Consider the following 16759-nt stretch of genomic DNA (forward strand, 5'->3'; position numbering starts at 1 on the left):
GCCCCGCAGGTCAGTGGTTCCGGGACCCGAGGGCACCGCGCACGCGCTCTTCGTGATCGCGCCGCATGTGTTCGAGCATCAGTGATCTCGCCGCCTCGGAGTCGCGGGCGACGATGGCTGTGAGTATCGCCTCGTGCTCGTCGCACCTGTCGTCGTAGGACCGGTCCGCCTCGTCGGGGCGCCAGGGCGCGGACACCTTGGCCTGGGCGTCGAGGGTGTGCAGGAGGTCGGCGATGGTGGCGTTGCGTGCGGCGAGTCGGACTGCGTCGTGCCAGGCGTTGAACAGTTGCCGGACCTCGGTCGGGTCCGACTCGGCACGAGCCCTCGCGGTGAGATCCTGCAAACGATGCAGGTCGATGCCATCTCGACGATCGGCGGCTGCCGCAGCTGCCGCGGCGTCGAGCACGCCCCGTGTCTCGAAGATGTCCACCAACTCCGACTCCGATCGGATCCGCAGCGCGAATCCGCGCGACGTCCCGCGGAGCAGGCCTTCCTGCTCCAGCAGGCCGAGTGCTTCTCGGACCGGTGTCCTCGAGACCTCGAATTCGGCGCTCAGGACGCCGGGAACGAGTGCCACGTCCGGGGCGTACTCGCCGGTGGTGAGACGTCGGCGTAGTTCGGCGTAGACGAGGTCACGAGCGGTGCCGCCGCGCGCCGGGCCGAGCGCACTCACGCGTCGTCCCCGGGTCGGGAAGACGTCGCCAGCGGCCGCGATCCGTCGGCGCGCCATTCGGCGAGCGATCCGTCGAACACGCGAGCGGACTCGATGCCGTGCTCAGCCAGCGCCAGCGCGAGACCCGCCGCGTTGATCCCACCGCCGCAGTACAGGATCGGCGACTGTGCGGGGTCCACACCGGCGGTCTCGATGAGTTGACGGGTGGCGGCCGGGTCGTGGCGACCGGCGGCATCCAGGGTCTCTGGATACGGGATGTTGATCGATCCCGGTATCGACCCGGTCCCCGGAACCGCGGGGTCACCGGCGAAGTCGGTTGCACGCAGCGCACAGATCACCGGCGCTCCGGTGTCGCCGGCCTCCGCCGCCCTGGCGGTCTCGTCGATGTCGGCGACGAGATCACGCATGTCGGTCGGCGTGAACACCGATGCCTCAGCGGCGGGCGGCCGTCCCGGTCCCACCTCGACGTCTTGTCCGGATGCCACCCACGCGGCCAGTCCGCCGTCGAGCACCCGGACGTGCTGATGCCCCCACGACCGCAGCACCCACCAGAGCCGGGCGGCCCAAGCCCCGCCCGACTGGTCGTAGACGACCACCGAAGTGCCCGGACCCACACCGACAGTCGCTGTCGCGGCGGTGATCTGGGTTCGCGTCGGACGTGTGAAGGGAATCTGCGAGTCCGGATCGGAGAACGCGGTGAAGAGATCGGCGAACCGCGCGGTGGGAACATGGCCCGCCTCGAAGAGCCGGCGTCCGTCGCTGTACCGCGGTTCGTCGTCATTGCGCTGAACCGTCGCGTCCAGCACCACGACATGGTCGAGGTGCGCGGCCAACCAGTCGGCATCGACGAGGTGCCGGTTCGATGCTGTCACGAGAGCGCTTCGGCGCGTGTCGATTCCGCCCGCGCCCGCCACTCGCCGGGTTCCGGGCGGCGGAGCCCGAGATGGTCGCGCAGCGTCGTCCCGCTGTACGACGTGCGGACCAGCCCGCGGCGACGTAGTTCTGGCACGACCTCGTCGGCGAAGTCCTGGAACGCGGCGGGGACGTGGGTCGCCTGGATCATGAACCCGTCGGCCGCGCCCGCGTCCAACCACCGCTCCATCGTGTCGGCTATCTCGGTGGGCGAGCCGACCATGTTGCCCTCGGTGCGGGCTCCGTACCACTTCCCGATCTCACGGATGGTGAGCTTCTCGCGCCGGGCGAACTCCAGGATCTCGCGGTAGTGCCCCTCCACTCCGACTTCCTCGAGCTCCGGAAGCGGGCCGTCGAGATCGTAGGCGGTCAGGTCCACGTTCACGTGGTAGGCCATCCGTGACAACCCGGCTTCGGGAGCCACGAGATCGACGAACTCCTCGTGCCGTCGTCGGGCGTCGTCCGCATTCGAGCCGACCACGGTGGTCGCGGCCGGCAGGATGCGGACCTGCTCCGGGTCACGGCCGCGGGCCGCCACCCGAGCACGGATGTCGCGGGCGAAATCGACCGCGGATTCCAATGACTCATGGCTGCAGAAGATCACATCCGCCCAGCGGGCCGCGAAGTCCCGACCGGACGGAGAAGCACCGGCCTGGATGACCACGGGGTATCCCTGCGGCGGGCGCGGCACCCCGAGCGGCCCGCGGACCCGGAAGTGTGCGCCGTCGTGGTCGATCGCCGAGACCTCGTCGGGTCGTCCGAACGTGCCGGACTGCTTGTCGCGGATCAACGCGTCGTCGGACCAGCTGTCCCACAGACGGGTGGTCACTTCCAGGAACTCCTCGGCCCGGTCGTACCGAGCCGCCCGTCCCGGCAGCGCGTCCTGGCCGAAATTCTGCGCCTCGGCATCCTGGAAGCTGGTCACGACGTTCCACCCGGCGCGCCCACCGGTGAGGTGGTCGAGCGTCGCGAAGGTCCGTGCGAGGTTGTACGGCTCGTGGTAACCGGTCGAGACGGTCGCTGCCAGCCCCAGATGCCGGGTGACCGCGGCCATGACGGTGATGACCGGCAAGGGGTCGAGACGCGGGGTCCCGGTGCCCCACCGGACCGCGGGATCGAAGGTGTCGCCGAGACTGCGTGGTACAGCGAGAGAATCAGGGACGAAGGCGAGATCGAAGCAGGCATCCTCGAGGACGCGCGCGATGCGTACGTAGTGGTCGGCGTCGAGGAATCCGTCGCCGGCATCGGGATGGCGCCAGCCGACGGTGCCTTGTGGGCCGGCGTTGAGGAAGGCCGCCAGATGCATCAGTTGGCCAGCTCCCAGAGTCCGTCCACGAGGGCGGTGGCGAACGAACCGCTTCCACCACGCGGCCCCAGCCGCGCGGCCGCGGTCTCGGCAGCACGCGCATAGGCGGCGTGAGCTGCGACCGCCGCATCGAACGGATCATCCGCCACGGCCGCCACCGCGGCGTTGAGCGCGCCGAGGCTGCAGCCGGCGCCGGTCACCTGGGTGAGTCGGACGTCTCCACCCCCGATCGCGACGACACGCCGGCCGTCGGTGATGTAGTCGATCGGCCCGCTGACGGCGACGATCGCCCCGGTACGCGCGGCGAGATCGGTGATGTGCGGGACGGCATCGATCGAGTCGGCCGTCGTCTCGACACCCTTGCCGAGCGCGTCCCCTCCGGCCAGCGCGATCAGCTCACTGGCATTGCCGCGGATGATCGTCGGCCGATGGTCGAGCAGCGAACGCACGAAAGCGTCGTACTCGGTGGCGCCCGCGCCGTTGGCGACCGGGTCGAGCACCCACGGGGTTCCCGCGGCGTGGGCGGTGCGTGCGACGGTGGCGACGGTGTCCAGGTCGTTGCTCATGACCGTCGCGGTGTTGATCCACACACCTCCGGCACCTGCGGGGAAGACGGTGGGCCAGTCGGCCCCGGCGCCGATGGCAGGACCCGCCCCTGCTGCCAGCAGGACGTTGGCGCTCAGGTTCGCGGCGATGTAGTTGGTCAGGCCGTAGACGAAGGGGGCCGCCGTTGCGACCCGTCGGAAGGTGTCGGCGACCGACGCGTCGTCGAACGATCGTCGCTCGACGGTGGTCGCGTCGAATGTGGTGGTCTCGGTCATGGTGCTCCTTGATGAGCGGTTCGCGATCAGGGTGGCGCGTCCGTCGGGAGCAGCACCGCCTATTTGTATACAGCTACATACACACTCCCGAGATGGTTGCGATCACCCCGATCGGAACTCGAAACGTCGCCAGCTCACATCCCGGGGGGGTCAGTCGCCCTCGTGGGCGTCGGCGTCAGGTCCGGGGGCTCAGTGCCACGAACCCCGTTGGTACTGAGGGGGATATGGCGCCTGCCGGCGTTCGATGCCCAGCTCGTGCGCGGCGCGAAGCGGCCACGACGGCTCCCGCAGGGCGACGCGACCGAAGAACACGGCGGTGATGTCGTCGTCGCCGGCGATCTTCTCGGCTTGATCGGGCTCGGTGATGAGGCCGACGGCCGCTGTCGGCACGCCGGACTGCCGGTGGATGGATCGGGCGAGGTCGACCTGGTAGCCGGGCCCGATCGGGATGTCGGCGAGCACGTTGCCTCCCGAGGAGACGTCGACGAGGTCGACACCGCGGCCGGCGAGGAGTTCGGCGAGGCGCGCGGACTCCTCGACATCCCACCCGCCCTCGGTCCATTCGGTGCCGGACACCCGGATGAACAGCGGCTTCGACGACGGCCACACGGCGCGGACCGCGTCCACGACCTCGAGGGTGAGCCGGATGCGTCCCTCGAAGTCGCCGCCATAGGCGTCGGTGCGCCGGTTCGAGAACGGGGAGAGGAACTGATGGAGCAGGTAACCGTGCGCCGCGTGGATCTCGACCACGTCGAACCCGGCGTCATCGGCGCGGCGGGCGGCCGCTGCGAACGCGTCCACCACCGCTGCGATCTGCTCGGTCGTCATCGCGACGGGAGCGGGCAGCCCCTCGAAGGCGACGTCGGACGGACCGAACGTGGTCCAGCCGCCGTCGTCGAGCGGGATCGACCCGGAGCGATCGTCGAAGGGCGCGTAGGTGGAGGCCTTGCGGCCGGCGTGGGCGAGCTGGGTGCCGATGACCGAACCCTGCGAGTGCGCGAAGTCGACGATCCGTCGCCACGCCGCGGCCTGGTCGTCGTTCCACAGACCGGCGTCGTGCGCACTGATCCGACCTTCGGGCACCACGGCCGCGGCCTCGGTGAGGATGAGTCCGAAACCACCGGCGGCCCGGGCCCCGAGGTGGGTCAGGTGCCAGTCGGTGGGCACCCCGTCGCCGGCGAAGCAGCTGTACTGGCACATCGGAGCGAGCCAGATCCGGTTGGGGATGTCGACGTCGCGGATGGTGAGCGGTTCGAAGAGCGCGGTACTGGTCACGAGGAGACACAACGAACGATCGGGCCTCGTATTCCCTTCTCGCTGCCATATCGTGAAGATCCGCCGCTCTCGCCGCGCTCCCGGCGCGGAATGACCGGCGACGACGAACGGAAGAGAGGCCGCCGGACATGACCGATCAGACCGCGCGCGATGCGGTGTCGACGGACGTCGCCGAACCCCTCGGGGTGATCACCCTGGGCGACGCGCGACGTCGTAACCCGTTGTCCACCAGCACGATGCGAGCCATCACCGCTGCGTTACGTGCTTTCGACGACGACCCGCGCGTGCGTGTGATCGTGATCCGGGCGCTCGGGCCCGCGTTCTCCGCCGGGCACGACCTCGGTGAACTCGTCGACCGAACTCTCGACGACGAGCGGGCCGTGTTCGCGACGTGCACGGAACTGATGCGGACGGTCCACCACGTACGGCAGCCCGTCATCGCCGAAGTCGCGGGCATGGCCTTCGCCGCGGGGTGCCAACTCGTCGCCACCTGTGACCTGGCCGTCGCGGGACGCAGCGCACAGTTCAGCACACCGGGCGTGCGCATCGGATTGTTCTGCTCGACTCCCATGGTCGCGCTGTCCCGGGCGATCGGACGCAAGCGCGCCATGCACATGCTGCTCACCGGCGAGGCCGTCGACGCCGAGACCGCCGCGGAGTGGGGACTTCTCAGCGGCGTCGTCGACGATGCCGACCTGGCGGACACAGTGCGCGACCTGGCACTGCACATCGCAGGCTCGAGTGCGCGGACGGTGTCCATCGGCAAGCAGGCGTTCTACCGGCAGATCGAGCTGGACGAGTCCACCGCCTACGACGAGATGGGCGAGACGATGGCGACCAACGCGATGACCTGTGATGCGCAGGAGGGCATGTCGGCATTCCTGCAGAAGCGGAAGCCGGTCTGGACCGACAGCTGAGCCCCCTGGGATCGCCGGCAGTGCCGGTCAGGCGTCGATCTGCGCGCCGGCCCTCGCGAAGCGTGCGAGATGGGCATCGGCGGTGCCGAATTCGTACTCGATCGCGGTCAGCCGCTTGAAGTAGTGGCCGATCGCCAGCTCCTCGGTCATGCCCATGCCGCCGTGTAGCTGCACCGCGTTCTGGCCGATGAACCGGGCGGCGCGACTGACCGTCGCCTTGGCGGCCGAGACCGCCGCTGCGCGCTCGGCCGGCGAGCCGTCGAGTGACAGGATCGCGAAGTACTGTGCGGCGACCGACTGTTCGAGCTCCAGGTGCATGTCGACCATGCGGTGCTGCAACACCTGGAAGCTGCCGATCGGGACCCCGAACTGCTCGCGCTGCTTGGAGTATTCGACGGTGTCGGTGAACACCTTGCGCATGAGTCCGACGGCCTCGGAGACGACTGCGGCGGTCGCGGTGTCCCAGGCCTTCTCGAGGATCTCGATCGCGTTGTCGTCGGCGATGAGTGCCTCGGCGGGCAGACGCACGTCGTCGAACGTGATGTCGGCGGCCTGGCGGTCGTCGATGGTACGCAGGGTGTGCAGTTCGAGACCGTCCGGACCGCCGCCCGCGAGGTCGATCAGGAACAGCGAGACTCCCGCGGGGTCGTGTGGCTCGCCCGCGGTGCGGGCGCTGACGATCAGGTAGTCGGCGAGCGGCGCCGTGGTGACGACGGCCTTGGTGCCGTTGAGCACCCACTCGTCACCGTCGCGATCGGCGCTGGTCTCGATGCGGGAGAGGACCCCGCCCGAGCCGTCTTCGAGCGCGGCGAGGGCGCTGAGCGCCTCGCCCTCGGCGATCCGGCCGGCGGCTTCGAGGGCGGCCGGGTTGCCGGTCGCGTGCAGCAGCCCGGCGCCGAGCACCACCGAGTCGACGAACGGCTCGACCACCAGAGCGTGGCCGAGCGCCTCGGTGACGACCATCAATTCCTCGGGGCCGCCGCCGAATCCGCCGATGTCCTCGGGCAGACAGGCGCCGACGACTCCGAGGTCCTCGACGAAGGCCTTCCAGATCTTCGGCTGCCAACCCTCGCCGACCTTCGCCGCGTCGCGGCTGACCTGCAGGTCGTACCGTGCGTCGAGGAACTTGTTGAGACCGTCGGACAGCAGCTGCTGTTCGGGTGTGAGTGTGAAGTCCATCAGTTATCTCCTGTGACCCGTCAGAGACCCAGAGCGGCTTTGGCGAGGATGTTTCGTTGAATTTCGTTGCTGCCGGCGTAGATCGAGCCCGCGCGGTCGTTGAAGTAGTGCAGCGGCGCAACGGCCTGCCACGGTTCGCCGCTGACATAGCCGTCGGTGGGCGGTGTGTACTGGAAGATGGGTCCGCCCGGCTTGGTGGCGTGCGGCTGGAAGACGCGTCCGTGGGGGCCGGCGGCTTCCAGGCTCAGCGTCGTGATCTCCTGGCTCAGCTCGGTGCCGAGGATCTTCAGCATCGACGCGATCGAACCGGGGTCCTTGCCCGAACTCATCGCGGCCAGCGCCCGGTACTCGAGGACCTCGAGGATCTTCGCGCGGACCTGGAGGTCGGTGAGTTTGGCCGCGAACGCCGGATCCTCGGACAGGGGACCGCCGTTCGGGGCCGTCACCGATGCCGCGTCACGACCGAGTTGCTCGGCCATGACCTGTAGCGCCGGAGCCGCCGCGCCGCCCCCTCGCTCGAAGACGAGCAGGTACTTGGCCACGGTCCAGCCGTCGTCGATCTTGCCGAGGACGTTCTTCTTGGGCACGCGCACACCGTCGAAGAAGACCTGCGCCTGCACCTGCTCGCCGGACGCGAACACCAGGTTCTGCACCTCGATACCCGGCGAGTTCATGTCGATCAGCACGAAGGTGATGCCCTGCTGTTTGCGTTCCTGGCGCGACGTACGCACGAGGCAGAAGATCCAGTTCGCCTCCGATGCGTGCGTGGTCCAGATCTTCGAACCGGTGACGACGAGGTCGTCGCCGTCGTCCACCGCGGCCATCGACAACGACGCGAGGTCCGACCCCGACTCGGGTTCGGAGTAGCCCTGGCAGAAGAACACGCTGCCGTCGAGGATGCCCGGCAGGAAGAAGTTCTTCTGCTCGTCGGTGCCGAAGGCCATGATCGCGTGGGACACCATGCGGATGCCCATCGGCGACAGCGAGGGCGCGCCGGCGAGGATCGACTCCCGGCTGAAGATGTAGTGCTGGGACTGCGACCAGTCGCACCCCCCGTACTCCACCGGCCAAGCGGGAGCGGCCCAGCCACGCTCGTGCAGGATCGCCTGCCACTTCATCGCGGCCTCGTGGTCGGAGTAGACGCTGGTGCGCAGCGTGCCCGCCGCGCGCAGGTCGGGGGTCAGTTTCTCGTCGAGGAACGCGCGGACCTCGTCGCGAAACGCAGCGTCGTCCGGAGACCAGTTCATGTCCATGAGCGGTGCGCAACCTATCTGTAAACGGTTGTGGTCAGATGGGGGTCGAAAGGGAATCTACCCAATGATCGGCGCGGCGCGTAGCCCGCCTCACCTTTCCGGTTCCAGTGTGACGCCCGCGGCCGGTCAGGGGGTGGGATCCTGCCCCTTCGTGTCCGGAGTCTTCGCGACTCCTGCGGGGTCGTCAGCGGGTTCGTCGTCGGGTGTCTCGTCGCCGGGCTTCCCACCCGACGACAGCAGCACGTCCGCCCAGCGGGTCGCGGGGTCGATGTCGATGAGCAGGGCCTTGGCGAGCAGCGTGAGCGGTACCGCGAGGATCGCCCCCAACGGCCCGATCGCCCATGCCCAGAAGAGCAGGGACATGAAGGTCAGAGTTGTCGACAGTCCCACGGCGTCGCCGACGAACTTCGGCTGGATCACCGATTGGATCGTGACGTTGATGGCGCTGTAGACGACGATCACGATCAGCATCTTGGTCGGTCCGCCGTCGAGGAGGCCCAGCAACGCGGGCGGGACGAGACCGATGATGAACCCGACATTCGGGATGTAGTTGGTGATGAACGAGAGCAGTCCCCACAGGATCGGCAGGGGGATGGACAGCAACGCGAGGGCCACGCTGTCGAGTACGGCGACGATCAGGCCGAAGACCGTCGACACCCAGAGATAGCTGCGCGTCCCCTGCGAGAAGGAGCGGAACGCCGAAGCGATGTCGGGACGCATCCGGTCCAGGATGTTCATCCGGTCGTCGAAGCCGACCGAGTCCGCGGCCATGAACAGCAGCAGCGCGAGGACGAGCACGAGTGTCGACGCGACACTGAACGTGCTGGCCAGCACGTCGGTCACCGCGCTGACGACCTTGCTGGTGTCGACGTGGGAGATCATGTCCTGCACCTTGTCGTGGCTCACGCCGTGACTGGTGAGGAAGTTCTGGAAGCTGGTGACGAGATCATCGAACTTGTCGTCGTACTGCGGGAGGATCGATGCCAGGCGTGCGACGGAGAACACCAGCGCCGCAAAGAGTCCGATCAAGATGCCGTAGACGAGCAGCACGGTCGTCAGGAACGCCGCCCAGCGCGGCAAGCCTTTCGTGCGCAACCAGGTCGGGACCGGCTGGACGGCGACCGTGAGCATCAGTGCGAGGAAGACCGGCGCGGCCAGGGAAGCGACCGACTTGATGCCGGCGACCGCGACGACGAGGCCGGCGATGGTGAGGAGCACGATGGTGCCCCGGGGCAATGTCCAGTCAGGTGGATCCACACGGTACGAGCTTTGTGGCGGAGTACGTGTGGATGTCGTGGTTCCGCTTGCCTTACTACGACCGGACATGGTGTGCCGCCTTTCTGGACACGACTGATGTGTCGTAACAGCGGCCACCCGGTACGCGGAGCGCGTTCGGAGTGGCCGCCGACCAAGTGTTCAGCATCCGGCGACCATCCGCGCGTTTTCGGCGTGCTTTCGTCCTCGTGTGAGTGGTTCGGACTGAGTCCTCAGTGGCCCTTCCAGTTCGGGGTCCGCTTCATCACGAACGCCATGATCCCCTCGAGGGTGTCGCCGCTGATCACCAGTGAGTCGAGCACCGAGGTGCTGGCGTGGACGGCGTCGACGGTGTCGGTGATGGCGTCGGACTGCTCCATGGTGGCGATCGACGCCCGCACGGATGTCGGTGAGGCGGCGAGGATCTCCTCGGCCACCCCGCGAGCGGTCTCGAGAACTTTTCCGGCGGGGGCGATCCGGCTCACCAGGCCGGCGGCCGCGGCCTCGGCGGCCGAGATCCGGCGGCCGGTCAGGATCATGTCGCGCGCGAGTGCCGGTGGCACCATCCGCGGCAGGCGGACCAGCCCGCCGGCGGCCGCTGCGAGTCCGACCTTCACCTCGGGCAGGCCGAACGAGGCGTCCTCGTCGGCCACCACGATGTGGCAGGCCATCGCGATCTCGCAGCCCCCGCCGAGCGCGAAGCCGTTGACCGCGGCGATCACGGGTTTGGGCAGGCTGCGCCGTGACGTCAGGCCGGCGAACCCGTTCTTGGGCACCGACAGTGCGGCCGGGCCGGCGGTCGCCGCGAGGTCGTTGCCCGCGGAGAAGGCCTTGTCTCCCTTGCCCGTCAGGATGGCCACCCACAGGTCGGGATCGGCGAAATACGCCTCGAAGATCGAGTCGAGTTCGGCGTTGGCCGCGGGATTCAAGGCGTTGCGTGCGTCCGGGCGGTTGATGGTCACCTCGAGCAGCCGGCCGTCCCGACGGATCTCCACGTGCTCGTAGGAATCGCGGAAAGCCGGTGCGACAACCGGATGCCGGGAGTCCATGGCCGAAGCGGTCAGGGCCACCCGATTGCCCTTGTCGAACGACCGCACCACGATCGGCGTGCCGACCGGATCGTCGGAGGTGAGGAGGAGCTCGAAGAACTCGTCGTCGTCGGAATCGAGGTTGGCGACGAACCGCGCGCCGAGCCCCTCCGGGGAGGTCGAGTCGACGAGCCGGCCGATGACCACGCCGGTGCGGCGGCCGCTCTTCTGCGGGATGACCGTGTAGGTCTCGATCACCGCGGGGCCGTCGGCGTCGGCGATGGTGGGAACGGTTGCCACCGCGTCGAGCTCGGCCTGGACCGGGCCGCTGGTGTCCGGACGCCAGGGCGCCGGCGTCGTCGAATACACCCCGGCGGCATGCTTGCTCAGCACCCCGCCGTTGGCGACCACCAGGCCGAATTCGCCCGGTGATCGCCGGACTCGGGTGACGACTTCGGCGATCGCGTGCAGGGAGTAGTCGTTGCCCGGGCCGCCGAAGAACGGCAACCCGCCGGTCACGGTCAGCCCGCGCGGGTCGTCGGGCGCCATCCCGATTCCGTCGAGGACGTTGAACACCGCGATCGGGAAGCAGCTGTAGATGTCGACGACGGAGATGTCGTCGAGTTCGAGTCCCGCGACCCGCAGCGCGTGGTGTACCGCCGCGGGAGCCGCGGGGGCGGAGCCGAGTTCGGGACGGGCCAGTACCGGCCGCTCGACGGTTGACGAATGCCCATGCAGGAATACCCATTTCGCGGGATCGATACCGGCGGCCTGCGCTGCCCGCACCGACATCACGACGACCGCCGCGGCCTGGTTCACCTGGTCGCGCGCCACGATGTACCGGGTGAAGGGATCGGACACGACTCGGTTCTCGGGGGTGACGGTGACCAGTTCGGCCGCGGTGCGCGCTGTCGGTGCCGCCGAATGCGGGTTGGCGGCGGCGACCTCGGTGAAGGGTGCGAACAACTCACCCATCGTTGCGATGTAGGCGTCGCGGCCCAGGCCCGAGGCGTGCCGGCGGGCGTTCTCGAGCAAGGCGTACTGCGGCAGCACCGACGCGAGGCCGTGCCGCATCTCGGCGACGGTGATGATGCCCTTCAAGCCGAAACCACGGTCGTCGAGCTGGCCGCCGACCTCCTCGGCGAAGCTCGGACGCTTGTCCTCCGGCTGGGACATCAGATGACGGACGGTCGACATCACCTCGGCGCCGAACACGACTGCGCCCTCGGAGTCGCCGGCGGCGATCGTTCCGGCGAGCTCGGTGAGAATCGTCTGCGGGGTCTGACCACCGGTCACCGCCTGCACCGCGCGTCGCGGGTCCACACCGACCCGGTTGCCCACCGCACGCGGCATGTTGTCCGGCCGGCCCAGCGGTGACGACGACAGCGGGCTCGAGATCTCGAACGACCGGATCGCGGCGATCGTGTCGATCGACGCGGCGACATCGCCACCGGAGTCGGCGAATGCGGCGGTCACAGCCCGGGCGGCGAGGTCGGCCTCGCCGAGAGCTTCGTAGCCGGGATCGGTCAGGCGTTCCGATGCCTGTCCCACGCCGACGACGACAGGGGTGTTCGGATCGATATCAACGAGCGTTGTTGGCATACCAAACATTGACACACCACGTGACCGGGGTCTCATCGGAGGTGTCCACGAATGTCCCGCGCCAGTGTGCGGCGGTCCCGCCGGGAACGTCAGTGTTGCGGTCAGCGCGGTTACAACCGTGGTCGGCCGATGCGGTTCGGACCAGACTGTCGCCGACCGGATTGCGATCGAAAGGACCACCGATGACGTCCACTGTGCCCACCACGAGGCCTTCTGGCAGCGCCTCCGACGGAACGAGCGACGAGCGGCTCGACGAGGTGTTCGCGCCGATCTTCGCCCGGATCGCCGAGGGCGCCGTGCAGCGCGAGGACGACCGCAGGCTTGCGCACGATGAGGTCTCGTGGCTGCGGGAGGCGAAGTTCGGTGCGCTGCGCGTGCCGGTGGAACTCGGCGGATACGGCGCGTCGATCCGTCAGCTGTTCCGGTTGCTCATCGACCTGGCCGCCGCGGAGTCCAATCTGCCGCAGGCCCTGCGGGTGCACTGGTCGTTCGTCGAGGACCAGCTCGCCGCCCTGCCGGACGAGGGTGCGCAGCGGTGGTTGCGCAAGGTCGGTGAGGGCACGCTGGTCGGCAACGCGATCACCGAACCCGGCGTCGGTGCCATCGACCGATATCAGACGCGGCTCACTTCGGACCCCGCGAGCCCGGACGGCAACTTCCGGCTCGACGGCACCAAGTACTACAGCACCGGCAGCCTGTACTCCGACCACATTCTCGTCGCCGCCGACCAGGACGGCGAGCGGGTCTCGGTGCTCGTCGACGCCGACGCCGACGGCGTCACCCAGCACGACGACTGGGACGGTTTCGGCCAGCGCCTGACCGCCAGCGGTACCACCGAGTTCGCCGGTGTCGAGGTTCCGGCCGAGCGTGTTCTCGGTCCGGGTTACGGCGGGGAAGGGCGCACATACGCGACGTCGTATCTGCAGCTGGTGCAGCTCTCGGTGCTCGCGGGTATCGCGGCGCGTGCGACCGACGACGTCGTGGAGTGGGTGCGCAACCGCACGCGCACCTTCACCCACTCGACGGCCGACCTGCCGCGCCACGATCCACTCGTGCAGCAGGTGATCGGTCGTCTCTCGGCCGCGGCCTACACTGCGCGCACGCTGGTCCTCGACATCGCCGACGAGCTCGATGAGCTTGCTCTCGCCGGGTGGGAGGACGCCGAACTGCTCGACCGCGTCGAGTTCGACGTCGCCCGGGCTCAGGCCGCGGTCATCCCCACCGTGCTCGATGCGACCACGCAGCTGTTCGAGGTCGGCGGCGCGTCGATCACCTCCGAGCGTCTGCGCCTCGACCGCCACTGGCGCAATGCCCGAGTGATCTCGGTGCACAACCCGCTGATCTTCAAGCTGCAGGCGGTCGGCGACCACGTGCTCAACGGCACCGACCTGCCCTACGCCTGGAGCGCCGGGCAGAAGTAGGGCCGCTACGCTGGCGGTCATGCACAGGATGGCCGCCGCAGACGCGGCGTCGTACTGGATGTCGCGCCGTATCCCGAACGACCAGTTACTGGTGTATTGCTTTGCCGCACCGAGCAGTTCGGTCGAGGACTGTGCGGCGCGACTCTGGCTCCGCGCCGCGCTCGTCGACGACCTGTGCCTCCGGATCCGCGATGTGCCGGGCACGGTCGACCGCCCGTACTGGGAATCCGTCAGTCCCGCCGACGACCAGGTCCGTGTCGATTCGACGCGCCGGACCTGGTCGTCGTGCCTGGCCGAGATCACCGGGCTCATCGCCCGGCCACTCGACCCCACGCGGGCGGCGTGGCGGGCGCATCTGTTCGGTCCCGTCGTCGACGCCCCGGGCGCCGCAGGCGACGTCTACGTCGTCGTCGTGCAGATGTGTCACGCACTGGGCGACGGGCGCCGCGCGTCTGAGATCGTGCGCGAGTGGTTCACTGCCCCCGCCACACTGCGACGGCCGGCCTCCACGGTGCGTTCGTCCGGTCGCGAACTGCTGGTCGACGCGGGGACCTTTCTCGGCGGCGTCCTCCGGTTCCCCGGCGAGTTCGTCACCACGGCTCGGCGAGGGTTCCGCGTGGCGCGCCTGGCCCCGGCGTCTGCGCCTGGACCGTCGGGATACCCGCCGACACGGCTGAACACCCCACCAGGACCGCGACGGACCCTTCGGGTACTGGTGTTCGACCGCGACCATCTCACCCGCCGTGGACAACCGGTCACGGTCGCGGTACTCGCCGCGATCTCGGCAGCGCTACCGGAGTACCTGGGCGAGAACGGGCGGCGGTTCGGCGTCGAGCTGACGATCGGGAGAACGGGAGAACCGCAGGCCCGCAACCACTTCCGCAATGCTGCGGTCGACCTGCACGTCGACGTCGACGATCTGGTCGAGCGCGCGCGACTCATCGGCGCGGAGGTCGCCGCCGCCCGCGCGGCCGAGGCGGACCCGGTGCGGCTCGCGCAGTGTCGGGCGTCGGAGTCGACCCCCGCGATCCTGGCCCGATGGGGGATCGGGGCTGTCGACCTCGAGACCCCGCCGGAGACGGTCACCGGCGTCACGGTGGTGTCGTCGGTCGACCGTGGCGCCGCCGACATCGATCTCGACGGCGGCGAGATCCTGTTCACGACCGGATTTCCCGCGCTGTCACCCGCCCAGGGACTGACCCACGGCGTGCACGGCATCGGTGATCGCATCGCCCTCTCGGTGATCACGAGTCCCGAGGTGATGGGGGATGTGGACCGGTATGTGGAGTTGCTGGGCGGAGCGCTGAGTGGTTGAGAAGGGTTGCAATGCTGGTGTGGCCACGGTCGAAGCGAGCGCGTGCCGGGGTCGACACGCCCGGGAGTCGACACGCAAAAGCGATGGCTCAGCTGGAAGGAAAGCATGACCAGGCTCTGTATGCAACGAGAGCCGTCAGTCCTGATCGGCGCGCTGTGGTGAGTGACCGTGGCGGTGAGCCTCGGAATCGCAGTCTTCACCGCAGGGGAACCGACCCTCCAATACACGGAGTGCGAGATAAGCGGGCGCAACGAACCGGCTTGTACGAATTCGACACTCGGCGAGCATGGTGTCGGCTACGCCCTCCGTGCAGCTGTCCTCGTGGCTCTCGGCGTGCTGGTTGTACAAGTCGCGGTCACAACGGCGCGCAACGCCGGCGGTTAGGGCATCGACGGCCTGTCGGCTGTGCTCTGATGGTTGGGTGGTGTTGAAGCCGTGCGAGACAGCTCGAGCTGCTGCCTGGATCGTTGAGTCCGGCCAGCCCTGGCAGGATCTGGCTGGTTTCGGCCCGTCGGGGTTCGAGTCCTACGCACGATTGCGGTTCATGCCCGATCCCGGCAGTGGATCCGACGTCGCCGACCCCGACGAACCCACAGATCAAGCCAAGGTCGCCCGTCTCTGTGCGCTGCTTCGCAGTGCAACAGCCACTCCCGACGATAGTTACTTCGCGATCTGGGAGGGCTGGCCGAATTCTTCCGCCCTCATGCGTCAGAGCGCTCGGATGCACATCCCGAACCGGTCCTACTACCTGCTTCGCGGCAGTCTGTCCGAATTCGGGCAGTGGGGCGTGCCGGAGACGGGGCACAACCCGGCCGCGTTCGTGTGGCCGGCGGATCATGCGTGGTGCATTGCCTCTGATGTCGACGATCACTGGGCGAGTGTGGGCGCGAGTGCAGCGGTGATCGAGGGGCTTCTGATCAATGGCGGCCTCGACATCGTCACGGCCGATCCCGATCTCGGTGCTGACTCGCAATACTGCCCGCCCGCCGGGTACTTCCGGCGACGCTGACCCGGCCCCACGCAAAGCAAGCGTTGGCAAACACTGTAGTGGGGTCGTTGAGGAGGGCTGTCGACGCGCAATTCTTGTCGGTGGTCGGGTCTATCTTGGTAGGTGAACAGTCGGACCGGCCAACAATGCCGGGCTGCAACGACTTTGGAGTCACCGTGGGGGAATGGGTCGATCTACCGGGCGAGTTTCTCGCCGGGGTCGATGCTGCCTGCCCGTCGGACGCCGACACGGTCTCACACATGCAACGCCTGGGTGCTGTCCGGGCTGGGGAGTCGTATTTGGCGTGGTGCCGCTATCAGACGATCCTGGTGCTGTGTGACCGATTGTTGACCCCGACCGGTTCCAGTTATGTCTCTGATGGATTCGGCGACATCGTCGCCCGGGTGGCCCGCGAAGCGGGCATCACCCGCTACCGTGCGGCGGCGCTGGTCGACGACGCGCTGTGTCTTCGTGATCGGCTACCGCGGGTGTTGGAGACGTTGCGCGACGGCATCATCGCCCCGCACCAGATCCGCGAGATCATCAGCCGAACCCACCTGGTGTCCGACGATCACCATCTCGATCCCGACGACCCCGACAGTCGCCGGATCATCGAGGTTCTCGACGAAGCGATCGCCGACTTGCTACGCGGTCGGGGCGGGTCGTGGTCGACGTCGGGTCTGCGCGACATGATCGACCGTCTGGTCTTCGGTCACGATGCCGACGCGGTCCGCGAACGGCGCCGCGAAGCGCTCGACAACCGTGGCGTGTGGACCGAGAACCATGGCGACGGCACCGCCGAGATCACCGCGGTC

Annotated in this window: 14 protein-coding genes; 5 read left to right on the forward strand and 9 right to left on the reverse strand. The window is 68.4% G+C overall.

The window, feature by feature from the left end; translation table 11 throughout:
• Positions 1–10: 10 nt before the first annotated feature.
• The 5 genes from AMD30_RS21890 to AMD30_RS21910 form a co-directional block, all read right to left on the reverse strand.
• Positions 11–673 (reverse strand): GntR family transcriptional regulator, encoded by a 663-nt coding sequence (locus AMD30_RS21890; RefSeq protein ID WP_035717742.1) that lies wholly within the window; start codon positions 671–673, stop codon positions 11–13.
• Positions 670–1545, reverse strand: a complete 876-nt coding sequence (locus AMD30_RS21895; protein WP_055477089.1) for a sulfurtransferase — start codon at positions 1543–1545, stop codon at positions 670–672. The genes AMD30_RS21890 and AMD30_RS21895 overlap by 4 nt, the downstream gene beginning before the upstream one ends.
• Positions 1542–2891, reverse strand: coding sequence for an LLM class flavin-dependent oxidoreductase (locus tag AMD30_RS21900; protein WP_055477090.1), 1350 nt, complete (start codon positions 2889–2891; stop codon positions 1542–1544). Before AMD30_RS21900 ends, AMD30_RS21895 begins: the two co-directional genes overlap by 4 nt.
• Positions 2891–3712 (reverse strand): hydroxyethylthiazole kinase, encoded by an 822-nt coding sequence (locus tag AMD30_RS21905; RefSeq protein WP_055477091.1) that lies wholly within the window; start codon positions 3710–3712, stop codon positions 2891–2893. The genes AMD30_RS21900 and AMD30_RS21905 overlap by 1 nt, the downstream gene beginning before the upstream one ends.
• Before the next feature lie 189 nt (positions 3713–3901).
• Positions 3902–4987 (reverse strand): NADH:flavin oxidoreductase/NADH oxidase, encoded by a 1086-nt coding sequence (locus AMD30_RS21910; RefSeq protein WP_055477092.1) that lies wholly within the window; start codon positions 4985–4987, stop codon positions 3902–3904.
• Positions 4988–5115: 128 nt separating this feature from the next.
• Between AMD30_RS21910 and AMD30_RS21915 the strand changes: the two genes are divergently transcribed.
• A complete protein-coding gene (locus tag AMD30_RS21915) occupies positions 5116–5904 on the forward strand; it encodes an enoyl-CoA hydratase (protein WP_055477093.1) in 789 nt (262 codons plus the stop codon).
• Positions 5905–5931: 27 nt separating this feature from the next.
• Here AMD30_RS21915 and AMD30_RS21920 read toward each other — a convergent pair whose 3' ends face one another.
• The 4 genes from AMD30_RS21920 to AMD30_RS21935 all read right to left on the reverse strand — a co-directional run bounded on the left by AMD30_RS21920 (position 5932) and on the right by AMD30_RS21935 (position 12229).
• Complete coding sequence (locus tag AMD30_RS21920) at positions 5932–7083, reverse strand: acyl-CoA dehydrogenase family protein (RefSeq protein ID WP_055477094.1); 1152 nt, start codon at positions 7081–7083, stop codon at positions 5932–5934.
• A 20-nt stretch (positions 7084–7103) separates the two neighbouring features.
• Positions 7104–8336, reverse strand: a complete 1233-nt coding sequence (locus AMD30_RS21925) for an acyl-CoA dehydrogenase family protein (RefSeq protein ID WP_010843374.1) — start codon at positions 8334–8336, stop codon at positions 7104–7106.
• 126 nt (positions 8337–8462) lie between these two features.
• Positions 8463–9572, reverse strand: a complete 1110-nt coding sequence (locus tag AMD30_RS21930) for an AI-2E family transporter (RefSeq protein ID WP_156354380.1) — start codon at positions 9570–9572, stop codon at positions 8463–8465.
• Between the two features lie 251 nt (positions 9573–9823).
• Positions 9824–12229 (reverse strand): acetyl-CoA acetyltransferase, encoded by a 2406-nt coding sequence (locus tag AMD30_RS21935; protein ID WP_442902736.1) that lies wholly within the window; start codon positions 12227–12229, stop codon positions 9824–9826.
• A 173-nt stretch (positions 12230–12402) separates the two neighbouring features.
• On the opposite strand from AMD30_RS21935, the gene AMD30_RS21940 reads away from it, so the two are divergent.
• The 4 genes from AMD30_RS21940 to AMD30_RS21955 all read left to right on the forward strand — a co-directional run.
• Positions 12403–13641, forward strand: coding sequence for an acyl-CoA dehydrogenase family protein (locus AMD30_RS21940; RefSeq protein ID WP_055477097.1), 1239 nt, complete (start codon positions 12403–12405; stop codon positions 13639–13641).
• 19 nt (positions 13642–13660) lie between these two features.
• Entirely contained in the window at positions 13661–14956 is a 1296-nt protein-coding gene (locus AMD30_RS21945; RefSeq protein WP_055477098.1) for a wax ester/triacylglycerol synthase domain-containing protein, read from the forward strand.
• 721 nt (positions 14957–15677) lie between these two features.
• A complete protein-coding gene (locus AMD30_RS21950) occupies positions 15678–15965 on the forward strand; it encodes a hypothetical protein (protein ID WP_231632819.1) in 288 nt (95 codons plus the stop codon).
• Positions 15966–16120: 155 nt separating this feature from the next.
• On the forward strand, positions 16121–16759 hold a 639-nt coding region (locus AMD30_RS21955; RefSeq protein WP_156354378.1), incomplete at its 3' end, for a DUF222 domain-containing protein.

Source organism: Gordonia sp. HS-NH1, from assembly GCF_001418765.1.
Lineage (GTDB): Bacteria > Actinomycetota > Actinomycetes > Mycobacteriales > Mycobacteriaceae > Gordonia.